The 23850-nt window shown below is 71.2% G+C and carries 22 protein-coding genes; 3 read left to right on the top strand and 19 right to left on the bottom strand.

Annotated elements, in window-relative coordinates:
- Positions 1 to 3: 3 nt before the first annotated feature.
- From nuoK to BMY97_RS20045, 13 genes are all read right to left on the bottom strand, one after another.
- Entirely contained in the window at positions 4 to 303 is a 300-nt protein-coding gene (nuoK, locus tag BMY97_RS20105) for an NADH-quinone oxidoreductase subunit NuoK (RefSeq protein ID WP_091618403.1), read from the bottom strand.
- Positions 300 to 1172: an NADH-quinone oxidoreductase subunit J gene (locus BMY97_RS20100; protein ID WP_091618402.1), complete on the bottom strand. Its 873-nt coding sequence runs from the start codon at positions 1170 to 1172 to the stop codon at positions 300 to 302. The genes nuoK and BMY97_RS20100 overlap by 4 nt, the downstream gene beginning before the upstream one ends.
- Positions 1169 to 1711, bottom strand: a complete 543-nt coding sequence (gene nuoI, locus BMY97_RS20095; RefSeq protein WP_091618401.1) for an NADH-quinone oxidoreductase subunit NuoI — start codon at positions 1709 to 1711, stop codon at positions 1169 to 1171. The genes BMY97_RS20100 and nuoI overlap by 4 nt, the downstream gene beginning before the upstream one ends.
- Positions 1698 to 3041, bottom strand: a complete 1344-nt coding sequence (gene nuoH / locus BMY97_RS20090; protein ID WP_091618400.1) for an NADH-quinone oxidoreductase subunit NuoH — start codon at positions 3039 to 3041, stop codon at positions 1698 to 1700. The genes nuoI and nuoH overlap by 14 nt, the downstream gene beginning before the upstream one ends.
- The gene (locus BMY97_RS20085) at positions 3038 to 5512 is read right to left on the bottom strand and encodes an NADH-quinone oxidoreductase subunit G (protein ID WP_091618399.1); all 2475 of its coding nucleotides are present in this window, start codon (positions 5510 to 5512) and stop codon (positions 3038 to 3040) included. The genes nuoH and BMY97_RS20085 overlap by 4 nt, the downstream gene beginning before the upstream one ends.
- Positions 5509 to 6798 carry an NADH-quinone oxidoreductase subunit NuoF gene (gene nuoF, locus BMY97_RS20080; protein WP_091618398.1) on the bottom strand — a complete coding sequence of 430 codons (1290 nt, stop codon included), beginning with the start codon at positions 6796 to 6798 and terminating at the stop codon, positions 5509 to 5511. The genes BMY97_RS20085 and nuoF overlap by 4 nt, the downstream gene beginning before the upstream one ends.
- Complete coding sequence (gene nuoE / locus BMY97_RS20075) at positions 6798 to 7676, bottom strand: NADH-quinone oxidoreductase subunit NuoE (protein WP_091618397.1); 879 nt, start codon at positions 7674 to 7676, stop codon at positions 6798 to 6800. The genes nuoF and nuoE overlap by 1 nt, the downstream gene beginning before the upstream one ends.
- Complete coding sequence (locus BMY97_RS20070; RefSeq protein ID WP_091618396.1) at positions 7673 to 9013, bottom strand: NADH-quinone oxidoreductase subunit D; 1341 nt, start codon at positions 9011 to 9013, stop codon at positions 7673 to 7675. Before BMY97_RS20070 ends, nuoE begins: the two co-directional genes overlap by 4 nt.
- A complete protein-coding gene (locus tag BMY97_RS20065; RefSeq protein ID WP_091618605.1) occupies positions 9010 to 9783 on the bottom strand; it encodes an NADH-quinone oxidoreductase subunit C in 774 nt (257 codons plus the stop codon). Before BMY97_RS20065 ends, BMY97_RS20070 begins: the two co-directional genes overlap by 4 nt.
- A 5-nt stretch (positions 9784 to 9788) precedes the next feature.
- Positions 9789 to 10337 (bottom strand): NuoB/complex I 20 kDa subunit family protein, encoded by a 549-nt coding sequence (locus tag BMY97_RS20060; RefSeq protein ID WP_091618395.1) that lies wholly within the window; start codon positions 10335 to 10337, stop codon positions 9789 to 9791.
- Between the two features lie 4 nt (positions 10338 to 10341).
- Positions 10342 to 10761, bottom strand: coding sequence for an NADH-quinone oxidoreductase subunit A (locus BMY97_RS20055; RefSeq protein ID WP_091618603.1), 420 nt, complete (start codon positions 10759 to 10761; stop codon positions 10342 to 10344).
- Positions 10762 to 11189: 428 nt separating this feature from the next.
- Positions 11190 to 12479 carry a geranylgeranyl reductase family protein gene (locus BMY97_RS20050; RefSeq protein ID WP_177231450.1) on the bottom strand — a complete coding sequence of 430 codons (1290 nt, stop codon included), beginning with the start codon at positions 12477 to 12479 and terminating at the stop codon, positions 11190 to 11192.
- Positions 12476 to 13180 (bottom strand): class I SAM-dependent methyltransferase, encoded by a 705-nt coding sequence (locus tag BMY97_RS20045; protein WP_091618394.1) that lies wholly within the window; start codon positions 13178 to 13180, stop codon positions 12476 to 12478. Before BMY97_RS20045 ends, BMY97_RS20050 begins: the two co-directional genes overlap by 4 nt.
- A 143-nt stretch (positions 13181 to 13323) precedes the next feature.
- Here BMY97_RS20045 and BMY97_RS20040 point away from each other — a divergent pair, with 143 nt between their 5' ends.
- Positions 13324 to 15468, top strand: a complete 2145-nt coding sequence (locus BMY97_RS20040; protein WP_091618393.1) for a hypothetical protein — start codon at positions 13324 to 13326, stop codon at positions 15466 to 15468.
- Positions 15469 to 15513: 45 nt separating this feature from the next.
- Here the strand turns inward: BMY97_RS20040 and BMY97_RS20035 are convergent, their stop codons facing one another.
- Entirely contained in the window at positions 15514 to 16179 is a 666-nt protein-coding gene (locus BMY97_RS20035) for a DUF4386 domain-containing protein (protein ID WP_091618392.1), read from the bottom strand.
- An 80-nt stretch (positions 16180 to 16259) separates the two neighbouring features.
- Between BMY97_RS20035 and BMY97_RS20030 the strand changes: the two genes are divergently transcribed.
- Positions 16260 to 16721, top strand: a complete 462-nt coding sequence (locus BMY97_RS20030; protein ID WP_091618599.1) for a MarR family winged helix-turn-helix transcriptional regulator — start codon at positions 16260 to 16262, stop codon at positions 16719 to 16721.
- Positions 16722 to 16753: 32 nt separating this feature from the next.
- Here BMY97_RS20030 and BMY97_RS20025 read toward each other — a convergent pair whose 3' ends face one another.
- Both BMY97_RS20025 and BMY97_RS20020 read right to left on the bottom strand, forming a co-directional pair.
- Positions 16754 to 17860 carry a glycosyltransferase gene (locus BMY97_RS20025; protein WP_091618391.1) on the bottom strand — a complete coding sequence of 369 codons (1107 nt, stop codon included), beginning with the start codon at positions 17858 to 17860 and terminating at the stop codon, positions 16754 to 16756.
- A 3-nt stretch (positions 17861 to 17863) separates the two neighbouring features.
- The gene (locus BMY97_RS20020; protein WP_281246914.1) at positions 17864 to 18934 is read right to left on the bottom strand and encodes a glycosyltransferase family 4 protein; all 1071 of its coding nucleotides are present in this window, start codon (positions 18932 to 18934) and stop codon (positions 17864 to 17866) included.
- Positions 18935 to 19158: 224 nt separating this feature from the next.
- Between BMY97_RS20020 and BMY97_RS20015 the strand changes: the two genes are divergently transcribed.
- Positions 19159 to 19995: an inositol monophosphatase family protein gene (locus tag BMY97_RS20015; RefSeq protein WP_091618389.1), complete on the top strand. Its 837-nt coding sequence runs from the start codon at positions 19159 to 19161 to the stop codon at positions 19993 to 19995.
- Here the strand turns inward: BMY97_RS20015 and BMY97_RS20010 are convergent.
- From BMY97_RS20010 to menD, 3 genes are all read right to left on the bottom strand, one after another.
- Entirely contained in the window at positions 19992 to 20462 is a 471-nt protein-coding gene (locus tag BMY97_RS20010) for a DUF3592 domain-containing protein (RefSeq protein WP_091618388.1), read from the bottom strand. The two genes, BMY97_RS20015 and BMY97_RS20010, sit on opposite strands and share 4 nt — an antisense overlap.
- Positions 20463 to 20527: 65 nt before the next feature.
- A complete protein-coding gene (locus BMY97_RS20005) occupies positions 20528 to 22045 on the bottom strand; it encodes a M1 family metallopeptidase (protein WP_091618387.1) in 1518 nt (505 codons plus the stop codon).
- 122 nt (positions 22046 to 22167) lie between these two features.
- Positions 22168 to 23841 (bottom strand): 2-succinyl-5-enolpyruvyl-6-hydroxy-3-cyclohexene-1-carboxylic-acid synthase, encoded by a 1674-nt coding sequence (menD, locus tag BMY97_RS20000; RefSeq protein ID WP_091618386.1) that lies wholly within the window; start codon positions 23839 to 23841, stop codon positions 22168 to 22170.
- Positions 23842 to 23850 lie beyond the last annotated feature (9 nt).

The raw sequence follows: 23850 nt of genomic DNA, 5'->3' as shown, positions 1-23850 counted from the left end.
CTCTCAGTACTTCAGCAGGTTGGTGTCGTCGACCGAAGCCGAGCGCCGGGTGCGGAAGATCGACATGATGATCGCCAGGCCCACCACGACTTCGGCGGCGGCCACGACCATCACGAAGAACGCCATCACCTGGCCGTCGAGCCCGCCGTTGATCCGGGCGAACGTGACCAGGGTGAGGTTCACCGCGTTCAGCATCAGCTCGATGCACATGAACACCACGATCGCGTTCCGGCGGACCAGGACGCCCACGGCGCCGATGGCGAACAGCAACGCCGACAGCAGCAGGTAGTAGGTCGGGGTCACTTGCCTTCCCCTTCCTCTTCCGCGCCGGCTTCGGACTCGGCGCCGACCAGCGCGTGCGCGTCCGGCTTCGGGCCCTCGTCGGCGACGAGCTTGCGGTCGCGCAGGAGCTGCACGGCCGAGGTGGACTCGATGATCACCGAGAGCGACTCCGGCGCGATCGTGCCGTCCGGCAGCAGCGCCGGGGTGGCCACTGAGTTGGCCGTGGCGAACACCCCCGGGCCGGGCAGCGGCGACGGGCGGTCGTGCTCGCCGCGGAAGCGCATGACCACCAGCTCGCGCTGGGAAAGCTTGCCGCCCTTGGCATGCCGGTCGGTGAACGCCAGCACCATCGCGCCGAGCGCGGCGGTGATGAGCAGCGCCGAAGTCAGCTCGAACGGGAACAGGTACTGCGTGAAGATCAGCCGGCCGAGCCCGCCCGCGGCACCGCCGGCGGGGGTGTACGGGTCCAGTGGCGCGGCCGGGGTCACGTTCACCAGCGAGCGGAACAGGCCCGCCGCGATCAGCGCGGCGAGCCCGATGCCGAGCAGCGTGGCGGCGAGCCGCTGCCCGCGCAGCACCTCGACCACCGAGTCGGAGCTCTCCCGCCCGACCAGCATCAGCACGAACAGGAACAGCATCATGATCGCGCCGGTGTAGACGATGATCTGCGTGAACCCGAGGAACGGCGCGGACTGCGTCATGTAGAGCGCGCCGAGGCTCAGCATCGTGAGCACCAGCCACAGCGCCGAGTGCACGGCGTTGCGGGAGAAGATCATGCCCAGCGCGCCGAGCAGGCAGAGCGGGCCGAGGATCCAGAACGCGATGGCCTCGCCGACCGAGACCGAACCGTCGGCCGCGGCGGGGGCCTGGGCGAGGAGAGCCGTGATCATTGTTTGCCCTCCTGCTGCGCCGCCTTGGCCAGTTCAGGGCCGTTCACGTAGTAGTCCTGCTCGTTCTCGCCCAGCCGCATCGGGTGCGGCGGCTGCTCCATGCCGGGCAGCAGCGGGGCGAGCAGGTCTTCCTTGGTGTAGATCAGCCGCTGGCGGTCGTCGTCGGCCATCTCGTAGAAGTTGATCATCGTCAGGGACCGGGTCGGGCAGGCCTCGATGCACAACCCGCAGCCGATGCAGCGCAGGTAGTTGATCTGGTAGTCCGCGCCGTAGCGCTCACCCGGGGAGAACCGCGCCTCCTCGGTGTTGTCGCCGCCCTCGACGAAGATCGCGTCGGCCGGGCACGCCCAGGCGCACAGCTCGCAGCCGACGCACTTCTCCAGCCCGTCCGGGTGCCGGTTGAGCTGGTGGCGCCCGTGGTACCGCGGCGCGGCCGGGGCGCCGGCCTCCGGGTACTCCTCGGTGGCGACCTTCTTGAACATCATCGCGAAGGTGACGCCGAAACCCTTGATGGGATTGAGGAAGTCAGTTTTGGCCATCTTCCGCCCCTTCCTGTGCTGCGGTGCCGACGGCGGCCGGGGCGCGCCGGGCGGCCCTCGCCTCCGCCTTGGCCAGCGCCTTCCGGCGCGGGGTGCTCTCGGGGACCTTCAGGTCCAGCGGCGGCAGCGGGTGACCGCCGCCGGTGATCGGCACGTAGTCGTCGTTCGGCAGCTTCTTCTCCGGCAGCGCCAGGCTCAGCAGCACCAGCACGACCAGGACGATGCCGACCCCGACGAGGATCTGCGGCCAGCTCCACTGGACGGTCTTGATGGCGACCACCACGACGATCCAGACCAGGTTGACCGGCACCAGCACCTTCCAGCCCAGGCGCATGAACTGGTCGTAACGCATGCGCGGGAGCGTGCCGCGCAGCCAGATGAAGCCGAACAGGAGGATGAAGGTCTTCGCGAAGAACCAGAGGATCGGCCACCAGTTCTGGTTCAGCGCCGAGTCTTCACCGACGAACGGGAAGAGCCAGCCGCCGAGGAACAGCGTGGTGCAGAACGCGGAGACGATCACCATGTTGACGTACTCGGCGAGGAAGAACATCGCGAACTTCATCGAGCTGTACTCGGTGTGGAAGCCGCCGACCAGCTCCGACTCGGCCTCGGCGAGGTCGAACGGCGCGCGGTTGGTCTCGCCGACCATCGAGATCAGGTAGATCACGAAGCTCGGGATGAGCATGTAGAAGTACCAGCCGTGGGCCTGCGCGGCGACGATCCCGGACGTCGAGAGCGTGCCCGAGTAGAGGATCACCGCGACGATCGAGAGGCCCATCGCGATCTCGTAGGAGATCACCTGGGCGGTCGAGCGCAGCGCGCCCAGCAGCGGGTACGGCGAGCCGGACGCCCAGCCGGCCAGCACGATGCCGTAAACGCCGATCGACGAGCAGGCGAGGATCACCAGCACGCCCACCGGCAGGTCGACCAGCTGCAGCACGGTGCGGTGGCCGAAGATCGACACCACCGGGCCGAACGGGATGGCGGCCAGCGCGATCAGCGCGGGGACGGCGGCGAGCACCGGCGCGAGGAAGTACACCTTGCGGTCGGCGGTGTCCGGGATGATCTGCTCCTTGAACGGGAGCTTGATCGCGTCGGCCAGCGACTGCAGGTAGCCGCCGGGGCCGACCCGGTTGGGGCCGGGCCGGTTCTGCATCCGGCCGACCGCCTTGCGCTCCCAGACGATCAGGAAGATCGTCAGGATCGGCCCGATCAGCAGGATGACCACGGCCTTGATCAGGATCAGCCACCACGGGTCGTCGGCGAGCAGGCGGGCCCGCTCGGCGGCGTCCGGCAGCTGGTCCAGGAACGGCGTGAGCTGCGGGCTCACTGTTCACCTCCGGAGATCTGCACCAGCGCGCCGTGGCCCGCGCCGAGAGCGGCGCGGACGGCGGAGCCGTCGGAGTTGGCCGGCAGCCACACGACGCCGGCGGGCAGGTCGGCGACCTCGACCGGCAGCGTGATCGAGCCGCGCTCGGTCGACACGTGGACCGTGCCGTCCGCGGGGATGCCGTGGTCTTCGGCGGTCTTCGCGGACAGCCGAGCGACGGGCTTGCGCTGCGTGCCCTTCAGGTGCGGCTCGTCGTCCTGGAGCGAGCCGTTGTCGATCAGCTGCCGCCAGGTGGAGAGCACGACCTTGCCGTTCGGCTGCGGAGCGGCCGGGGCCGCGATCTCCGGGCCCGCCGCGGTCCGCGAGGCGGGGCCGAGCTTGGCGAAGTCGGCCGCCGCGGCGGCCGGGGTCTGGGTGAACAGGTCCACGTCCATCTCGACGGCCAGGGTGTCGAGCACCCGCCCGTCGGACAGGGCGCCGGTGCCTTCGAGCGTGATGTCGAAGGCGCGGTGGCGGCCCTCCCAGTTGAGGTAGCTGCCCGCCTTCTCCACCGAGGGCGCGATCGGCAGGACCACGTCGGCCCGTTCGGTCACCTCGCCCGCCCGCAGTTCCAGGCTGACCACGAAGCCGGCGTTGTCCAGCGCGCGCCGGGCCAGGTCGGGGTCGGGCAGGTCGTCCGGGTCGACGCCGCCGACGAGCAGGCCTTCGAGCTGCTGCGCGGACGCGGCCTCGAGGATGCCCGTGGTGTCGCGGCCCGCCTCGGCTGGAAGCGTGACGCCCCAAAGCTTTTCGACCTCGGCGCGGGCCGCGGCGTCGAGCACGCCGCGGCCGCCCGGCAGGAGCGTCGGCACGCAGCCGGCCTCCAGCGCACCGCGTTCCCCGGCCCGGCGCGGGATCCACGCGAGCCGGGCGCCGGTGCGCGCGGTGAGCCGTCCCAGCGCGGAGAACAGGCCCGGGACCTCGGCGGCACGCTCGCCGACCAGGATCACGGCGCCCTCGGCGCTCAGCGCGGCGTCGACGTCGGCCGCGTGCTGCGCGATGCCGTCGACCGCGGCGGCCTCGCCACCCGGCACGCAGGCCAGCAGCTCGCCGAAGGTCTTGCGCACCGAGGAGGTCGTCCACTGTCCCAAGTGGACAACGCGGGTGCGGTTCTTGCGGGCCGCCTTGCGCAGCCGCAGGAACACGATCGGCGCCTCGTCCTCCGGCTCGAAGGCCACGCACAGGACCGTGCGGGCCTTCTCGATCTCGCCGAACGTCACGCCGTTCTCGGGCGTGGCGCCCAGCACGTTCGCGGTGAGGAACGCCAGCTCCTCGGCCGAGTGCGCGCGGGCGCGGAAGTCGATGTCGTTGGTGCGCAACGCGATCCGCGCGAACTTGGCGTACGCGTACGCGTCCTCGGTGGTCAGCCGGCCACCGGTGAGCACGCCGGCGCCCTTGCCGTCACGGGCCTTCGCGAGGCCCTCGGCGGCGGTGCGCAACGCGTCGGTCCAGGAGGATTCCTCCAGCTCGCCGGCCTCGTTGCGGACCAGCGGGCGGCGGATGCGGTCACCGGCCTGGATGTAGCGGAAGCCGAAGCGGCCCTTGTCGCACAGCCACTCCTCGTTCACCTCCGGGTCGTCGCCGGCCAGCTTGCGCTGCACCTTGCCGCGCCGGAAGTCGGTGCGCTCGGCGCAGCCGGACGAGCAGTGCTCGCACACCCCCGGCGCCGACACCAGGTCGAACGGCCGTGACCGGAACCGGTACGCCGCGCTGGTCAGCGCGCCCACCGGGCAGATCTGGATGACGTTGCCGGAGAAGTACGACTGGAACGGCTGGCCCGAAGTGGTGCGCGAAGCCAGGTCCAGCACGTCCGCGGTCTCGGCGGTGCCGATCTGCTGGTGCGCCCCGCGTTCGAGCAGCTCGATGAACGGGTCGCCCGCGATCTGGGCGGAGAACCGCGTGCAGCGCTGGCACAGCACACAGCGTTCCCGGTCCAGCAGCACCTGCGAAGAGATCGGCAACGGCTTCGGGAACGTGCGCTTGGTGTCGACGAACCGCGATTCCGTGCGGCCGTGGGCCAGCGCCTGGTTCTGCAGCGGGCACTCGCCGCCCTTGTCGCAGATCGGGCAGTCCAGCGGGTGGTTGATGAGCAGCAGCTCCATCACGCCGTGCTGCGCCTTGTCCGCGACGGCCGAGGTCAGCTGGGTCTTGACCACCATGCCGTCGGCCACCGTCATGGTGCAGGAGGCCTGCGGCTTCGGCATCGGCCGGCCGCCCATCTCCACCTCCACCAGGCACTGGCGGCAGGCGCCGGCCGGGTCGAGCAGCGGGTGGTCACAGAACCGCGGGATGACCGTGCCGAGCCGCTCGGCGGTGCGGATCAGCAGCTCGCCCTTGGGCGCGATGACCTCTTCACCGTCGATGATCAGCTTCACGTGACCTTCGGGGACCGGGGTCTCCTGGGTCGCGGGCTTATCGGGGGCGATCGTCATGCCTGTGCTCCCACCAGTTCGGGCTGGGCGGCCTTGTTCTTCTCGCACAGCGCGAGGAACTCCTCGCGGAAGTACTTGATCCCGCTCTGGATGGGCGACACCGCGCCGTCACCCAGCGCGCAGAACGAGCGGCCGAGGATGTTGTCGCAGACGTCCAGCAGGGTGTCGATGTCCTCGGCGGTGCCGTGGCCCTCCACCATGCGCTCCAGGATCTGCGCGAGCCAGTACGTGCCCTCGCGGCACGGGGTGCACTTGCCGCAGGACTCGTGCTCGTAGAACTGCGTCCACTTCATCACGGCCCACGGCACGGAAACGGTCTCGTTGAAGACCTGCACCGCGGTGGTGCCGAGCATCGAGCCGGCCTCGGCCGCGCCCTCGAAGTCGAGCGGGGTGTCGAGGTGCTCGGCGGTGAACATCGGCGTGGACGAGCCGCCCGGGGTCCAGAACTTGAGCGGGATGCCGTCCTTCATGCCGCCCGCCAGCTCCAGCAGCTCGCGCAGCGTGGTGCCGAGCGGGCACTCGTACTGGCCGGGCTTCTCGACGTGGCCGGAGATCGAGTAGATCTTCGGGCCGGGCGACTTCTCGCGGCCCATCTCGCGGAACCAGGCCGAACCGGCGTTCACGATGAACGGCGCGGAGGCGATCGTCTCGACGTTGTTCACCGTGGTCGGCGCGGCGTACAGGCCCGCGGCGGCCGGGAACGGCGGCTTGAGCCGGGGCTGGCCGCGGCGGCCTTCGAGCGAGTCGAGCAACGCGGTTTCCTCGCCGCAGATGTACGCGCCGGCGCCGGCGTGCACGGTCAGCTCGAGGTCGTAGCCGGTGCCGAAGATGTTCTTGCCCAGGTACCCGGCCTGGTACGCCTCGCGCGCCGCCGCGTTGAGCCGGCGGATGCAGTGCAGCGCCTCGCCGCGGACGTAGATGAAGCAGTGGTTCGAGCGCATCGCGTACGAGGCGATGATGCAGCCCTCGATCAGCGAGTGCGGGTCCGCCATCATCAGCGGGATGTCCTTGCAGGTGCCCGGCTCGCCCTCGTCGGCGTTGATCACCAGGTAGTGCGGCTTGTCGAAGTTCGGCGGCATGAAGGACCACTTGACGCCGGCCGGGAAGCCCGCGCCGCCGCGGCCGCGCAGGCCGGAGTCCTTGACCACCTGGACGAGCTGCTCGGGTGTGCCGGCCAGCGCCTTGCGCGCCGCGGTGTAGCCCTCGAGCCGCTCGTAGGTCTCCAGTCGCCAGGAGTTCGGCGACAGCCAGCGCTTCGTGAGGACCGGAGTAATGGGATCAGGCATTACTTCTTCTCCCCTTCCTTGGCAGGCAGAACCGGGAGCGGGACGTCCTGGGTCGCCGGCGCGGTCCAGCCGCGCTCGTTCGCGATCTGGGCACCGCGCAGCGTTTCGACGGCCTGCGAAGGACCGTCGACGTCACCGCGGTAGGTGGCCTCGTCCTCCGGGAAGAACCCGGCGAGCTGCAGCTCCGCGCCCTTGAAGTCCGAGAGCGGGGCGCCGCGCGTCGGGGCCGGCTTCTTGCCCGCCTGCAACGCGTCCACCAGTGCGACGGCCTTTTCCGGCGTCTGGTTGTCGAAGTACTCGTAGTTGACCTGCAGCACCGGGGCCAGGTCGCAGGCCGCCAGGCATTCGGCGTGCTCCAGCGTGATCGAGCCCGGCTCGCCCGGCGTGCCCGCCGTCTCCTCCTGGCCCAGCGGCGCGTCCTCGGAGCCGAGGTGCGTCTGGAGCTTCTTGTAGATCGCCTCGCCGCCCATCGCCGCGCACAGCGTGTTGGTGCAGACGCTCACCAGGTGCTCGCCGCACGGGCGGCGCTTGTACATGGTGTAGAACGTCGCGACCGCGCTGACCTCGGCGTCGGACAGGTCCAGCTGCCGGGCGCAGAAGGCGATGCCCTCCTGGCTGACGTAACCCTGCACCGACTGCACGAGGTGCAGCAGCGGCAGCAGCGCCGAGCGCGACATCGGGTAGCGGGCGATCAGGTCCTTCGCCTTGGCCTCGGTGTCAGCGCCGAAGATCTCGTCGAGCGGCGTGTCCGCGAGGATGCCCTCGGCCACGGCCGAATCCGGCGCGATCGCGACGACGTCGGTGTCACCGCCCGCGGCGGCGTGCGTCGTCTTCGCGGCGTGCGGCCCCGGCTCGGGCGTCGCTGTCGAACTGGTCATCGGTCCACTCCCCCCATCACCGGGTCGATCGACGCGACCGCGGCGATCACGTCGGCCACCAGCCCGCCCTCGGCCATCGCGGGCATCGACTGCAGGTTCACGAAACTCGGCTCCCGCACGTGCACGCGCAGCGGCCGGGTGCCGCCGTCGGAGACCAGGTGCGCGGCCAGTTCGCCGCGCGGCGACTCCACCGGCGAGTAGACCTGGCCGGCCGGCACGTGGAAGCCCTCGGTGACGAGCTTGAAGTGGTGGATCAGCGATTCCATCGACTGGCCCATGATCTTCTTGACGTGCTCGAGCGAGTTGCCCATGCCGTCGCTGCCGATCGACAGCTGTGCCGGCCACGCGACCTTCTTGTCCTCGACCATGACCGGGCCCGGCTCGAGCTTCTTCAGCACCTGCTTGATGATCCGCAGGCTCTGGTGCATCTCCTCGACCCGGATCAGGTACCGGGCCCAGCAGTCCGCGTCGTTGGACGTCGGGATGTCGAAGTCGAACTCGTCGTAGCGCGAGTACGGCTCGGTCTTGCGCAGGTCCCACGGCAGGCCGGCCGAGCGCAGGATCGGGCCGGTGACGCCGAGCGCGAGGCACGCGTCGACCGGCAGGTAACCCACGCCCTTGAGCCGGTTGCGCCAGATCGGCTGACCGGTGAACAGCTTGTCGTACAAGGGAAGGCGCTTGTCCATCACCTTGCAGAACTCGGTGACCTTCTCCTCGAAGTCGGCCGGCATGTCCTGCGCGAGCCCGCCGGGGCGGATGAACGCGTGGTTCATCCGCAGGCCGGTCAGGTGCTCCAGCAGGTGCAGCACCTCTTCGCGCTCGCGGAAGCCGAGCGTCATCGCGGTGGTGGCGCCGAGCTCCATGCCGCCGGTCGCGATGTAGACCAGGTGCGAGCCGATCCGGTTGATCTCCAGCAGCATCACGCGAAGCAGCTCCGCGCGCGGCGGGGCCTGGATGCCCAGCAGCTTCTCCACGCCGAGGCAGTACGCCATCTCCGTGGACAGCGGCGCCAGGTAGTCCATCCGCGTGACGAAGGTGACGCCCTGGGTCCAGGTCCGGTATTCGCAGTTCTTCTCGATGCCGGTGTGCAGGTAGCCGATGACCGACCGCAGCTGCGTGACGGTCTCGCCCTCCATCTCCAGCACGAGCCGGAGCACGCCGTGCGTGGACGGGTGCTGCGGGCCCATGTTGATGACCATGCGCTCGTCGTGCTGCGCGTCGGCGACGACGTCGTCCCAGTCACCGCCGGAAACGGTGTAGACGCGACCCTCGGTGGTGTCGCGGCTGTCCGCCTCGGGGACCTCAGTGGTCTCGGTGGTGTCTTCGTTGATGCTCACGAGTACGACCTCCGCTGGTCCGGCGGCGGGATTTCCGCGCCCTTGTATTCGACCGGGATCCCGCCGAGCGGGTAGTCCTTGCGCTGGGGGTGGCCGTCCCAGTCGTCCGGCATGAGGATCCGGGTCAGCGCCGGGTGGCCGTCGTAGACGATGCCGAACATGTCCCAGGTCTCGCGCTCCTGCCAGTCGGCGGTCGGGTACAGCCCGACCAGCGACGGCACGTGCGCGTCCTCGACGTCGAGGGTGACCTCGAGCCGGATCCGGCGCCGGTAGGTCATCGAGGTGAAGTGGTAGACCGAGTGCAGCCGCTGCGGCACGTCCACGCCGTAGTCCACTCCGGACACCGAGCTGAGCAGCTCGAAGCGCAGGCCCGGGTCGTCGCGCAGGGTGCGGGCGATGGCCACCAGGTGCTCGCGCTCGACGTAGAAGGTGATCTCGTCGCGGTGCACCGTGGTCTGCAGGACCGCGCTCGCCGGGACGTGGTTGTCCGCCAGCGCGGCGAGGAACTCGTCGGCGAACTCGTCGAACCAGCCGCCGTACGGGCGCTCGGCCGGGGCCGGGCTGTACGCGGGCAGGCGCACACCGCCGTAGCCGGAGGTGTCACCGCTGCCGGTGACGCCGAACATGCCCCTGCGGGCGCGGCCGGAGACGACGGGCTCGGCGGGGGCGGCCGGGTTCGCGCCCTGGGGCTCGAGCCCGCCTTCCGGGCGGTCGGCGCTGGACTGCTCGCCGCCGGTCTCTGGGGTTTCGGGCGCAGGATTCTCAGGCACCGGGCTCACTTCTTCGCGTACTTGATCGACGACGGGATCAGCTCGGTGCGCGCCCCGCTGGCGGCGCGGATCGCGGCGCGGCGGGCGTTCAGCGGCTCGTCCTGGATCTTGGCGTGCAGCTTGAGGATCGCGTCGAGCAGCATCTCGGGCCGGGGCGGGCAGCCGGGCAGGTACATGTCGACCGGCACGACGTGGTCGACGCCCTGCACCACCGCGTAGTTGTTGAACATGCCGCCGGAGGAGGCGCAGACGCCCATCGCGAGCACCCAGCGCGGCTCGGCCATCTGGTCGTAGATCTGCCGCAGGACGGGAGCCATCTTCTGGGTCACCCGGCCGGCGACGATCATCAGGTCGGCCTGGCGCGGGGTGGCGCTGAAGCGCTCCATGCCGAACCGGGCGATGTCGTAGCGGGAGCCGCCGACGGTCATCATCTCGATCGCGCAGCACGCGAGGCCGAACGTGGCGGGCCAGAGCGAGTTCTTGCGCGCCCAGTTGACCAGGCCCTCGAGGCTGGCCAGCAGGATGCCGTTGGGGAGTTTCTCTTCGAGGCCCATGGCTTCAGTTCCAATCCAGGCCGCCGCGCCGCCACACATAGGCGTACGCGAACCCGACCGTAACGATGAACAGCACGATCTCCACCAGGCCGAACACACCGAGCGCGTTCGCGTTCACCGCGAACGGGTAGAGGAACACCATCTCGATGTCGAACAGGATGAAGAGCATCGCCGTGATGTAGTACGCCACCGGCATCCGCCCACCGCCGACGACCGGCTGGGGCGAGGGCTCGATCCCGCACTCGTAGGCCGAGGTCTTGGCCTTGTTGTACCGGCTCGGGCCGACCATCGGGCCCAGCAGCACGGACAGCAGCGCGAACGCCGCCGCGAGAACGAACAACAGGACGAGCGGCAGGTACACCTTCAAGCCAGGCGCGGCCGCAGCCGCTCCTGCGGTTTCCGCCTGCGCCAGCACGGGCAACATCAGCACGGGGTTTTCGCCATCCTTTCCGCGCCGCTGCGGGGTTCTTCTACGGGTGGTGGTCCGCTTCCTCGACGGCACCCTAAGGGAGCTGGGTCACACCGCCGAGGGTCAGGGCACCCTTACGGCCCGTGGCCGGACCGGGGGCTGCTTGTGAAATAGTTCACAAGCCACTCGTCGTGGATGTGAAGCGATTCACAAGCATGGGGGGAGTGTAGGACGCGACTCACACGGTTGTCCCTAGGGGCCGTGGTATAAGGCTTACCTAACTTGGCCGGGCGCCCAATCCGGGACTCGCCCGGGCGCACTCGCGGGACCAGCGACAAGAGGCCGCGCGAGCACCCCGGCGACGGACATACCGGACCCGATCTTGTGACGTATCCCACCTGACCGGCCGGGCAACCACTGCTCCGGCCGGGTCGCTCCGCGGGTCAGCGGGGGCTGGGCGTGGCGCGCGCGAGAGCGGCGATCAGACGGTCGACGCCGTCGCCGCCCTTGGCGTCGTAGCAGCCGGAAAGTCCCTTGTACACCAACGGAAGGATCTTGTTGATGCGCAGCCCGTACTTCGTCGCGGCGTGCATGACCTTGGGCTTCCCGATCAGCTTCGCGAACACGTTGCCGAGGCGGTAGTAGCCGCCCATCAGCTCGCCGACGGCGCGCGGGTAGCCCTCCAGCGCGCGCTCGCGCGAAGGCCCTTCGGCGCGGGCCAGCGCCTGCACCACGAACTCCGACGCGAGCTGCGCCGACTCCATCGCCGCGGAGATCCCCTCGCCGTTGAACGGGCTCACCATGCCGCCGGCGTCGCCGAGCAGCAGGAGGCCGTCACGGTAGTGCGGGGTGCGGTTGAAGCCCATCGGCAGCCCGGCGCCGCCGACCTTGCCGATCGCGTTCTCCTCGCGGTAGCCCCATTCCTCGGGCGTGCCGTCGAGCCACTGCCGCAGCAGCGCGCGGTAGTCGGTGTTGCGGAACGAGGCGGACGTCGAGAGCATGCCGAGCCCGACGTTGACCGTGCCGTCGCCGAGCGGGAACGCCCAGCCGTAACCGGGCAGCAGCTTCGGGTCGCGCGGGTCCGAGCGGTCCCACAGCTCGAGGTGGCCCTCGATGAACGGGTCGTCGTGGCGCGGGCTCTTGTAGTACCGGCGCACGGCGACGCCCATCGGGCGCTTCTCGTTCTTGTCGATGCCGACGCTCAGCGCGAGCCGCGCGGAGACCCCGTCGCAGGCCAGCACGAGCGGCGCCCGGTAGCTGACCGGCGTCCGCTCGGGGCCCACCTTGGCCTCGACGCCGATCACGCGCCCGGAGGAGTTGGTGATCGCGCCGGTGACGGTGGTGCGCTCGTACAGCCGCGCGCCGGCCTTCACCGCGGTCTTCGCCAGCAGGTCGTCGAAGTCCTGGCGGGTGCGGGCGACACCGTACGGCGGGTAGCTGGTGAGGTCCGGCCAGTCGAGTTCCAGCGTCAGGTCGCCGGTGAGGATGCGCAGGCCACGGCTGTGCACCCAGCCCGCGTCCTCGCTCGTGTCGATGCCGAGGTCGATCAGCTGCTTGACGCCGCGCGGGGTCAGCCCGTCGCCGCAGACCTTCTCCCGCGGGAACTCGGTCTTCTCCAGCAGCAGCACGTCGACACCCGCGCGCGCGAGGTAGGTGGCCGCGGTGGATCCGGCCGGTCCGGCGCCGACCACGATCACTTCGGCATCGTGGTCCGGGTTACGACGAGGGCTCATACCGCCGAGTTTAGAGAAGGCTTCTTCGCCCGATGAATGGCGACGACGCCGAACGTGAGGTTCAGCCACTCCACCTCGGTCCAGCCCGCGCTCGCGACGATCTCGCCCAGCGCCCGCTGGTCGGGCCAGGCCAGCATGGATTCGGCCAGGTAGGAGTAGGCCTCGGGGTTCGTCGAGGACCGGCTGCCGACCCAGGTGAGCAGCTTGAGGACGAACCGGCGGTAGAAGAACCGGATCGGCGCGAATGTGGGCGTCGACACCTCGCAGATCACCAGCCGCCCGCCCGGCTTGACCACGCGGGCGATCTCGACCAGCGCCGCCTTGGTGTCCACGAAGTTGCGCAGCGCCAGCGAAATCGTGACGGCGTCGAAGGAGCCGTCGGCGAACGGCAGGTGCAGCGCGTCGGCCGCGACCATCGGGACCTTGCGGTGCAGGCCCGCCCGCAGCATGCCGACGGAGAAGTCCGCGGCCAGGCACCAGGCGCCGCCGCGGGCGTACTCGACGGTGGAGACCCCGGTGCCGGCGGCGAGGTCGAGCACCTTCTCCCCGCGCTTCGCGTCCAGCACCCGCGCGGTGGTGGTGCGCCAGCGCCGGTCGAAGCCGAACGTCATGAACGAGTTGGCCCGGTCATAGCCGGACGCGACGCCGTCGAACATCGCGGCGACCTCGTGCGGATCCTTGTCCAAGCTGGCGCGTGGCATGAACCGAACTCTAACTGCCGCTGGTCAGCGGGTCCGGTGGCGGCCGGTGTCCGATAGAGGACACCGGGCACCCGAAACCTTGACACCCGTGTGAGCGGGGGTGTTGTTTCAGCGCACCCCCCGCCTCTCACCGGAGTTGAGCCATGATCACCCGCAGAACGTTCCTCTCCGGTTCCGTGGCCGGCCTCGCCGCACCGGCACTCACCCCGGTCGGCCCACCGGCGACGCAGAGCCCCGGGCCGGGGGGCCGGATCGACCGCCAGGCCGTGGTGGCGCGGCACCGGGTGGTGCGCGACAAGCTCGACACGCAGAGCCCCCTGCAGGTCGGCAACGGCGGGTTCGCCTTCGGCGTCGACGTCACCGGGCTGCAGACGTTCGTGCCCTTCAACACGATGTCGGACTGGGGCTGGCACAACTTCCCGCTGCCGCCCGGACAGCAGCCGTCGGACTTCCGCGGCGAGGTCTGGGACACCCACGGCCGCCCCGTCGACTACCCCATCCCGAATCCCGACCAGCCCGAGCTGTCGGCCTGGCTCTACGCCAATCCCGCCCGCATCAACCTCGGGCGGATCGGCCTGGAGCTGGCCCTGCCCGACGGCCGGGCGGCCGTCGCGGGCGACCTCACCGCCGTCCGGCAGGAACTCGACCCGTGGACCGGGGTCATCGACAGCCGCTTCGAGGTCGCCGGCGAACCCGTGCACGTCCGCACCTGCTGCCACCCCGATCAGGACACCGTGGCCGTGGAGATCGACTCGCCGCTCGTCGCGGCCCGGCGGCTGGTGGCCTTCCTGGACTTCCCCTACGTGGACGGGCAGGAGTTCGCCTCGTACGTCGGGGACTACGCCGCGCAGGACGCCCACACCACCACGGCAGTGCCCCGCGGAAACGACCGCGTCGACATCACGCACCGGATGGACGCCACCGAATACCACGTCGCGCTCGCCTGGGAGGGGCCCGGCCGGTTCACCGGCCCGGACGCGACCGACCGCCATCGCTACCGGCTCGCCGGCGACGGCCACACCCATCAGCTGCGGTTCGTCTGCGCGTTCTCGCCGGCACCGAGCACTTCGCTGCCGACATCCAGCGCGAGCTTCGCGGCGAGCGTCCGCGGCTGGCGGCAGTACTGGCTCTCCGGCGGCGCCATCGACCTTTCGGAGAGCACGGACCCGCGCTGGCCGGAGCTGGAGCGCCGCGTCGTGCTGTCCCAATACCTGTTGCGCGCCAACGAGGCCGGTTCGCTGCCCCCACAGGAGAGCGGGCTGGTGAACAACGGCTGGAACGGCAAGTTCCACATGGAGATGTACTGGTGGCACGGCGCGCACTGGTCACTGTGGAACCGCTGGCCGGTACTCGACCGCAGCCTGGACGTCTACGAACGCTTCCACGCCTCGGCCCGGGAACTAGCGCGTTTCCAGGGCTTCCGCGGGGCGCGCTGGCCCAAGTGCACGACCGCGGACGGACGCGAATCGCCGCACGTCATCCACGCGCTGCTGGTCTGGCAGCAGCCGCACCCGATCTTCCTCGCCGAACTGGACTACCGCGCCCATCCCGACCAGAGCACGCTGCGGAAATGGCGTGACATCGTCTTCGACACCGCGGATTTCCTCTCCTCCTGGGCGTTCTGGGACGAGGGCACCAGCCGTTACATCCTCGGCCCGCCCATGTACGTGGTCTCGGAGAACACCGACCCCAAGACCACGCGGAACCCCACGTTCGAACTCGGCTACTGGCGCTTCGGCCTGCGCGTGGCGCAGTTGTGGCGTGAACGTCTCGGCCTGGACCGCGATCCGGGCTGGCAGCGCGTGCACGACGGGCTCGCGCCGCTGCCGGTGCAGGACGGGGCGTACGTGCTGCACGAGGGCGTGGAGAACATGTGGACCCAGTGGAACTACGAGCACCCGGCGCTGATCGGGACGTACGGCTGGCTGCCGGGCGACGGTGTCGACGTCCCCACCATGGCCCGCACCGCCGAGAAGGTCTTCACCGGCTGGCAGTTCGACCGGACCTGGGGCTGGGACTTCCCGATGCTGGCGATGTGCGCGGCCCGGCTCGGCCGCCCCGAGGACGCCGTGGACTTCCTGCTCCACCCGGCCGGCGGCTTCCAGTTCGACGACGCGGGGCTCGCCACCGGCGGGCCGTTCCCCTACTTCCCCAGCAACGCCGCACTGCTCTACGCCATCGCGTTCATGGCCGCCGGCTGGGACGGCGCCCCCGGCCGCCACGCCCCGGGCTTCCCCGCCGATCAACGCTGGGTGGTGCGGTTCGAGGGATTGCAGCCGGCTCTGTGAGGCAGGGCCGCGCTGGGCCAGAGCGGATTCACCGCACCCGAGGGCTCAGCGGAGCTGATGGCGGTTCCGCGGCAGCAGGACGCTGACCAGCACCAGCCAGATCAGGCCGCCGAACCGGCCGACGGGGATCAGCGGGTTCAGCGCCGGGGTCAGCAGCGTGAACGTCGCCAGCACCGCGGCGGCCGCGATGACCAGGCCGGCAATCGACACCCAGCGCGGCAGCAGGCCGAGGAACAGGGCGGGCACGGCGATCCCGGCGATCAGCAGCGCGAGCGGGACCACGAAACCGGCCGCGCCGGTGGCGAACGCGAGGCTGGTCAGCGCGCGGGACAGGGCGGGCACGGCCGGGTTCGCCGTCTGCGCCGCCGTCCAGGTGACCAGCCCGCTGAGCGCGAGCGAGGCCGACGCCAGCACGCCGCCGGCCAGCCCGATCACCGCTCCCGGCGCGGTGACGCCGAGCTTGCGCAGCCGCCGGTAAGCCGTCGCGGACCAGATCACCAACGGGATCGACGCGCCGAACACCACCAGCGCGAGCAGGTCCAGCAGGCCGTGGTGACCCAGGTCGTACGCGAGGACCTCGGCCGCGCTCGAATCCGGCCGCGTCCCGCTCGCGCCGAGCGCACCCGACGCGATGGTCAGCACCCCGAACGCCAGCGCCGGAACGAGCAGCGGTGGTCCGCCCTGCTGTCGGGTCTGCGTCGTCGTTGTCATGAGAACCTCCTGGTTAACTAGTTTCAACACAGAAACGATTACACTGGCGTAATCGATTGTAAAGGGATATGGTTTCGGCCATGGAAGGACCTCCACGCACCGGCAGCGCGTTCCTGCTGGCCCAGCTCGGCGCGCACGCCGCCCGGCGATTCACCGAGCGCATCGCGGAGCTGGACCTGAAGCCGCCCCAGACCGGGCTGCTCCGGGTCATCGCGCGACGGCCGGGTGAGAGCCAGCAGACGTTGGCCGCCGAGCTGGGCACGCCGCCGACCCGGCTGGTCGCGCTGGTCGACGGGCTCGAGCAGCGCGGCCTGATCGAGCGCCGCCGCAACCCGCAGGACCGGCGCCTCTACGCGGTTTTCCTGAGTGCCGCGGGAAAAAAGCTGATGCGCTCACTGGCCGAGGTAGGGACAGCCCACGAGGACGACCTCATGTCAGCCCTGTCCACCGAAGAGCGCGCGACACTGTTCGACCTGCTCAGCCGGGTCGCCGAGAAGCAGGGCCTGGCGCCGGGAGTCCACCCCGGCTACCGCGGCTCGTGAGTGTTCAAGACGGTTGGAACCGTCCGCAACACTCACGAGCCGTGGGCCGCGAGCATCCCCCGCACTGATTCGGGCCACGCGAACTCCTCGGCCCGGGCCCGGGCGGCCGCGCGGCGTTGATCCTCAGGGCTGTCCAACAGCCCGGTCACGGCGGAGGCGAACGCGGGCGCGAAGTCGTCGACCGCGGCGCCGCAGCCCGGGCCGACGATCTCGCGCAGTGCCGAGGAAGCCGACACCACCACGGGCGTCCCCGAGGCCAGTGCCTCCAGTGCGGCCAGGCCGAACGTCTCGTGCGGCCCGGGCGCCAGCGACACGTCCGCGCTGGCCAGCAGCCGCGCGACCTCCGCCCGGCCGGACAGGAAACCCAGGAACGTCACGGGCAGCCCGCGCGCCCGGCGTTCCAGCGCGCGCCGCCGGGGGCCGTCGCCGGCGATCACCAGCCGCACCCGGAAGCCCGATTCCGTCAGCTCCGCGACGGTGTCGACGCTGCGCTCCACGTGTTTCTCCGGCGACAGCCGTCCACAGTGGACCAGCAACGCGTCGGCCGCGCCGGTCAGGGCGAGCCGCCAGCCGTCGTCCCGCATGGACGGGGCGAAGGTGGCCAGGTCGACGCCCAGCGGCACCCGCCGGACGTTCGGCACGGCGATCCGGTCGAACTCCGCGCGGGCGAACGCGGTGGTGCAGACGACCGTGTCGTAGCTGGCCGCCATCCGGCGGTTGGCGGCGTCCGCGACCGCGCGCGCCATCGCCTCCGGCAGCAGGAATTGCTCCAGCAGCCGGTCGAGCCGCTCGTGCGAGATGACCGTGCTGGGCACACCGTGGCGGCGCGCCCAGGTGCCCATCCCCCGCAGCGTCAGCCGGTCCGAGACCTCCAGCCGGTCCGGCTCCAGCCGGCGCAGCACCGCCCGGACCCGGTGCGGGTCGACGGCCCGGTAGCCGCCGGTGCCGGGGATGCGCGGCGCGGGCAGCGAATACCGGCGCACCCCCGTGGGCAGGCTCTCGACGGAGTACCGCGTGCCCGGCACGACCAGCGTCACCCGGTGCCCGCTGGCGACGTACCCCGCGCCGAGGTGGTGCAGCGCCGTGCGCAGCCCGCCGGAACGCGGTCCGTAGAAGTTGGCCAGCTGGACGATGTGCACGGCTCAAGCCGCACGGGCGACTTGGCCCCGCACCTGTTCGTAGTGCCCGACGAGCTCGTGGCAGACCGCCGGCCACGTGCGGCCCAGCACCACTTTCCGCGCCTTCTCCCCCAGCCGGGCCCGCAGCGAGGGGTCGCGCATCGCGTCCACCTTTTCGACCAGCGCGGACCCGAAGCCGGCGCGGTCAGCCGGCAGCAGGTAACCCGTGCGGCCGGGCAGCACCAGGTCCTTCGGGCCGCCCGCGGCGGGCGCGAGCACCGGCAGGCCGGACGCCATCGCCTCCTGCACCGCCTGGCAGAACGTCTCGTGCGGTCCAGTGTGGACGAACACGTCGAGGCTGGCGTACGCGGCCGAGAGGTCGTCGCCGTACTTCGCGCCGAGGAAGGCCGCGTGCGGCAGGCGCTCGCGCAGCGCGGGCAGCTCCGGGCCGTCGCCGACCACGACCAGCCGCACGCCCGGCACGTCGGCCAGCGCGATCAGCCGGTCGACCTCCTTCTCCGGCGCGAGCCTGCCGACGAAGCCGACCAGCAGCTCGCCGTTCGGGGCCAGCTCGGCCCGCAGCGCGGGGTCGGCGTGCGACGGCGAGAACCGCTCGATGTCCACGCCGCGCGCCCACCGGTGCACCCGCGGCACCCCGTGCAGCTCCAGCTGCTCCACCGCGTCGGAAGACGGCGCGAGCGTCCGGTCGGCCCGCGAGTGCACGCGCCGGACCCAGCGCCAGGCCGCGCGGGCGCCGATGCCGAAGCCGTACGCGGCGGCGAACCCGGCGATGTCGGTCTGGTAGACGGCGACCGTCGGCACCCGCAGTCGTCTCGCCGCGGCCAGCCCGCGCGCGCCGACCACGAACGGCGACGCCAGGTGCACCACGTCCGGCGCGAAGCCGGCCAGCGCGGTGAGCACCGTGCGCGTCGGCAGGCCGATCGGCAGGGAGTGCACCCCGGGCACGTCGAAGGCGGGAATGCGGACGACGGGGGCGCCGCGGTAGGACTCCGGGCCCGGGCCGGGCGCCACCACGAGCACGTCGTGAGCGCGTTCGACCAGGTGCTCGACGACCCGCAGCACGGAGTTCGTCACGCCGTTCACCTGGGGCAGGAAACTTTCGGTGACTATGGCGACTCGCACCCGGCCACTGTCGCACCGGAGCGCGCGGACCAGGCCAATCCCGCGTGACACATGAGCCAACGGTGTCCGAACACTCCGAATGCGCCGGGCCGGGCGCCGCGCCGTCGGCAGATCGGACACCACATGTCATCTCAAGGTCGTGTCCCGTAAACCAGCTTCGCCCAGACTAAGCAGGCATGACCCTCTTGTCCTCCAGGCCGTCGCAGCCCGTGGAGCCGGGGCTGCTCTCGAGGGCCCTCGAGGTGGCCGGCCGGCTGGCCAACGACGCGACCGACGTGATCACCGCGACCGCCGGCCGGGGCGCCCACCCCTCGACCCTGGACTCCCCCTTCGACTGGGTCACCGACACCGACCGCATCCTCGAACGGCACACCCGCCGGGTGCTGACCGCCGAGTTCCCCGGGATCCCGGTGGTGGGCCACGAGTTCGGCGCCGACCACGGCGCGGACGTCGCCGAGTACCGCTGGGTCGTCGACTCCGTGGACGGCACCGCCAACTACGTCGCCGGGGTCCCGTGGTGCGCCTACAGCCTCGCGCTGGTCGACGCGTCCGGCCCGGTCGTCGGCGTGGTCGCCGACCCGTACCGCGCGCAGATCTACGCCGCCGCCCGCGGCCGGGGCGCCCGCGCGAACGGCAAGCCGATCAAGCTGGCCGACCGGTGCGTGACGGCGGGCGCGATCGTCTGCACCGAGCTGGCGCGCAAGGGCCCGTGGCCGGGCATGGGCGGGTTCATCGAACGCGCGGCGGCCGCGCACGCGGGTGTCCGGGTGCTGGGCTCGGCCGCGCTGTCGATCGCGCAGGTCGCGCTGGGCCACGCGGCCGCCGCCGTGCTGCACAGCTACCACGAGTGGGACGTCGCGGGCTCCGTCGCGCTGGCCATCGAGGCCGGCGCCGTGGTGCTCGACAAACACGGCGAGGACACCGCGCTGCCGACCGACGGGCTGCTGGTCGCCGCCCCGGGCGTCGCCGACGAGGTGCTCGGCTGGTGGCAGGAGACGGCGACCGTCGCCTAGGAGACGGGCACCTCGGTGGCTTCCGGGGCCGGGTGGGCGGCGCGGTCGCGCTTGATCAGGCGGCGCAGCCACCACAGCAGCGGCCCCGCGATCAGCCAGGTGAACAGGATCGTCGTGCCCAGCGGCAGCAGGGTCAGCACGGCCGAGCGGCCGGCGACCCTGGCCAGGTCCGGGTCCGTCGCGTCGTACTCGATCTGCACGAGCTGGCCCGCCGACAGCCCGGACGGGTAGAGCACGCCGTTCGCCGGGCTGTGCACGATGCCGTCCGGCGTCCCGTACTGGATGATCGTGCGGTCGAAGGCGACCGACTCGACCGTGGCGTTGGCCGTGCCGAGGTGCGACTGGATCGAGTTGTCGTTCCGGATCGCGGCGAAGAGCAGGCACACGCACATCACGGTGAGCAGCGAAGCGACGCCGAGGACGGCGAACCACCCGATGCGCCTCGCCCGCTCGCTCCTTGCCGTCACGCTCGGGAGTTTAACTCGTAAGAGTGGCCACGCCGGTGGGGAACCGGCGTAGCCACTCCACGGGGTCAGCGTTCGCCGGCCGCGGCCAGCGACTGGTGGTTGGCCCGGATCTGGTCGTACGACTTCGGCTTGGCCTGCGTGCTCTTGCTCGCGAAGGCCTTCGCCGCGGTGCCGTTCGGCCCGGTCGCCGGCTTGCCCTTGGTGAACAGCCAGGTCTGGAAGAAGTCCTGCAGCGGCTTGCCCGAGACCTTCTCGGCCAGCGCCTCGAACTCCGGGATCACGCCCGACTTCCCGCCCTTGAGCACCTGCCACTGCTTCAGGGTGGCGAAGAACGCGTCGTCACCGACGGTCGTGCGCAGGGCCTGCAACGCCATCGCGCCACGGTCGTAGACGGCGCCGTCGAACTGGTTCGCCTCGCCCGGGTCGCCCGGCAGGACCTGCCAGAACGGGGAGTCGGCGGGGTAGGAGTCGTACGCGTACTGCGCCAGCTCCGCCGTGGTGCCCTCGCCCTCGTGCTCGGACCAGAGGTACTCGGCGTACGAGGCGAAGCCCTCGTTCAGCCAGATGTCGCTCCACTTGCCGAGCGAGACGTTGTCGCCGAACCACTGGTGGGCGTTCTCGTGCGCGATCAGCGTGGTGTTGGAGCCGGCCAGGAAGTTCTTGAGGCCGTAGGTGGGCCGCGTCTGGTTCTCCAGCGAGAACGTGATGCCGCTGGTCACCACGCCGCCCTCGGCCTCGAACGGGAACGGGCCGAACTGCGACGCCAGGAACGCGTCGATCTCCGGCGTGCGCTCGACGCTGGCCTTCGCGGCGTACAGCGAGTCGCCGAGGTCCGAGCCGTACGCGGTGATGAACGGCTTGCCGTCCGGTGTCGTCGACTGGTTCACCTCGTACGGGCCGATCACCAGCGAGGTCAGGTAGGTGGCCTGCGGCTTGGTGCTGCGCCAGTTCCAGCGTGTCCAGCCGGCGCGGCTCTGGGTCTTGCGCACGAGGTTCCCGTTCGACACCACGGAGTTGCCGTCCGGGGCCTCGACCGAGACGTCGTAGGTCGCCTTGTCGGTGGGGTGGTCGTTGGACGGGAACCACCAGGCGGCGCTCTGCGGCTCGTCGACGCCGAGCGCGCCGAACGAACCCTTCTTCCACGCGTTGAGCGTGCCGATCTTCGCCGTGGACGGGGTGTCGGAGTAGGCGACGACCACGGTGGTGGTCTGCCCCTTGGCCAGCGGCGCCGCGGGGGTGATCACCAGCTCGCCGTCACCGTTCTGGTTGGTGAACTGCGCGGGCCGGTTGCCGACCAGCACGCTGGAGGCCTTGAGCGCGAAGTCCAGGTCGAACCGGGAGAGGTCCTGGGTCGCGGTGAGCAGCAACGTGGTCGTGCCGGCCAGCACGTCGGTGGCCGGCTGGTAGCTGAGCCGGATGTCGTAGTGCAGCACGTCGGTGCCGCCGTTGCCGGCGTTCGGGTAGTACGGGTCGCCGACGCCCGGCGCGCCCGGCGCGGGGGCCGCGCCCGCGACGTTCGCCAGCAGCACCGAGGCCACGCCTGCGGCGAGCACACCGAGCCCGGCGCGAATTCTGACACGCATGTGAATCCTCCCAAAGGTGATCAGCGCGCTCGAACCTAGCCAGCTCACGAAGTCCGAGATACAGCCGAAGGAAGGTTCTTACCGGCTGGGAACAGGGCCGGTAATCGGTTGACGCGCGTGCCTCAGGCCGAGCCGACGGCGGCCGCGACCGCCGAGCGGAGCCGGGCGTGCAGGTCGCGGTGCCGGGTCCGGTCGACGCGGACCTCGACCACCCGCAGCCCCGGCTGGGGCTTCAGCGCGGCGCGGAACTCCGTGATCGTCTCGGCGACCACGTGCGGCACCCGGTAGCCCGCGCACAGCGCGCCCAGATCGGCGCCGTGCGGGGTGCCGAAGACCCGCTCGAAGCTCGCGCTGTACTCGGGCGCGCCCTGCTCCAGCAAGGAAAAGATGCCGCCACCGTCGTCGTTGAGCACCACGATCGTCAGGTCCGGGCGCTGCTCGGTGGGCCCGGTGAGCAGGCCGCTCGCGTCGTGCAGGAACGTCAGGTCGCCCAGCAGCGCGTACGACGGCGCGCGGTGCACCATGGCGGCGCCGATGGCCGTGGACACCGTGCCGTCGATGCCCGCGACGCCGCGGTTGCGGTGCACCAGCACGTCCGGGCGCAGCCGGCCGGCCAGCGCGACGTCTCGGGTCGGGTTGGACGAGCCGACCACCAGCAGCGCGCCGTCGGGCAGCGCGTCCACCAGCTCGGTCGCCACCCGCAGGCCGCTCGGCCACGGCTCGCCCGCCAGTGCCTCAGTGACGGCGCCGGTGGCGGCCGCGTCGGCCCGTTGCCAGCTCGCGAGCCACTCCGGGTCGGCGGGCTTCGTCGGCTCGGCGAACCACTGGCCGACCTGCCGGACGTTGTGCGCGGGCGCGGGCCAGTCGGAGTCCGGGCGCACCAGCAGCACCTCGACCGACGGATCGGACAGCACCTGCTGGACCTGCCGGAACACCGTCGGACGGCCGAGGCAGAGCACCTGCTCCGGCCGGTGCTTGCTGATGAACTCCTCTACGCCCAGCAGCCACGCGCCGGCCGGGATCGCGGTCGAGCCGGACAGGCCGAGGCCGCCGGTCTCCGAAACCACCGGCCAGCCGTGCTGCTCGGCCCACTCGCTGGCCGCCTGCACGCCGGTGTCGCACGCGATCACCAGGCCGTGCCGCGCCGAGGGGACCACGAACGAGGGCAGCGCGCCGAAGTCCGGCAGCTCCGTCCAGCGCTCGCCGTCCGGCCGGCCCTCCAGTGACTCGTACCACGCCTCGTCGACGAAATCCGGCACCAGCGGATCGCGGAACGGGATGTTCAGGTGCACCGGCCCGCAGCGCCACTCGCCGTACGCGGCGTTCCACGCGCGGCAGATCTGGCTGCGCCAGTACGAGTTCTGACCGGCCCGGCGCTCGGCGACGGCGAGCTCGTCGAAGTAGCGCACCGCGTTGCCGTACAGCTGGTACTGGTCGATCACCTGGCTCGCGCCGGCCGCGCGCAGCTCCGGCGGCCGGTCGGCGGTCAGCACGATCAGCGGCACGCCGGCCCGGTCGGCCTCCAGCACGGCGGGGTGGAAGTTCGCCGCCGCGGTGCCGGAGGTGCACACCACGGCCGCGGGCCGCCCGGTGCGCGCGGCGATGCCGAGGGCGAGGAAGGCGGCGCCGCGCTCGTCGATGCGGACGTGCAGCTGCACCCGCCCCGACGCGGCCGCGTCGTACAGCGCGATGGCCAGCGGCGCGTTACGCGAGCCGGGGCAGAGGACCACGTGGGAGACGGTGTTGCGGACGAGCTCGTCGACGATCACCCGGGCTTGCGCGGTGGACGGGTTCACCGGCGCGCT

It is taken from the genome of Amycolatopsis saalfeldensis, from assembly GCF_900110575.1.
GTDB lineage: Bacteria > Actinomycetota > Actinomycetes > Mycobacteriales > Pseudonocardiaceae > Amycolatopsis > Amycolatopsis saalfeldensis.
Note: the sequence above shows the minus strand (reverse complement) of the source record. Positions and strands in the feature narration are given on the sequence as shown.

Bases quoted from the DNA above. Each gene is read 5' to 3' on its own strand.
- BMY97_RS20055 (WP_091618603.1), bottom strand. From the start codon at position 10,761: ATGTTGCCCGTGCTGGCGCAGGCGGAAACCGCAGGAGCGGCTGCGGCC.
- BMY97_RS20060 (WP_091618395.1), bottom strand. From the start codon at position 10,337: ATGGGCCTCGAAGAGAAACTCCCCAACGGCATCCTGCTGGCCAGCCTC.
- BMY97_RS20030 (WP_091618599.1), top strand. From the start codon at position 16,260: ATGGAAGGACCTCCACGCACCGGCAGCGCGTTCCTGCTGGCCCAGCTC.
- nuoF (WP_091618398.1), bottom strand. From the start codon at position 6,798: ATGCCTGATCCCATTACTCCGGTCCTCACGAAGCGCTGGCTGTCGCCG.
- BMY97_RS20050 (WP_177231450.1), bottom strand. From the start codon at position 12,479: ATGAGCCCTCGTCGTAACCCGGACCACGATGCCGAAGTGATCGTGGTC.
- BMY97_RS20045 (WP_091618394.1), bottom strand. From the start codon at position 13,180: ATGCCACGCGCCAGCTTGGACAAGGATCCGCACGAGGTCGCCGCGATG.
- nuoI (WP_091618401.1), bottom strand. From the start codon at position 1,711: ATGGCCAAAACTGACTTCCTCAATCCCATCAAGGGTTTCGGCGTCACC.
- BMY97_RS20005 (WP_091618387.1), bottom strand. From the start codon at position 22,045: ATGCGTGTCAGAATTCGCGCCGGGCTCGGTGTGCTCGCCGCAGGCGTG.
- BMY97_RS20040 (WP_091618393.1), top strand. From the start codon at position 13,324: ATGATCACCCGCAGAACGTTCCTCTCCGGTTCCGTGGCCGGCCTCGCC.
- BMY97_RS20015 (WP_091618389.1), top strand. From the start codon at position 19,159: ATGACCCTCTTGTCCTCCAGGCCGTCGCAGCCCGTGGAGCCGGGGCTG.
- BMY97_RS20100 (WP_091618402.1), bottom strand. From the start codon at position 1,172: ATGATCACGGCTCTCCTCGCCCAGGCCCCCGCCGCGGCCGACGGTTCG.
- BMY97_RS20085 (WP_091618399.1), bottom strand. From the start codon at position 5,512: ATGACGATCGCCCCCGATAAGCCCGCGACCCAGGAGACCCCGGTCCCC.
- BMY97_RS20035 (WP_091618392.1), bottom strand. From the start codon at position 16,179: ATGACAACGACGACGCAGACCCGACAGCAGGGCGGACCACCGCTGCTC.
- nuoE (WP_091618397.1), bottom strand. From the start codon at position 7,676: ATGACCAGTTCGACAGCGACGCCCGAGCCGGGGCCGCACGCCGCGAAG.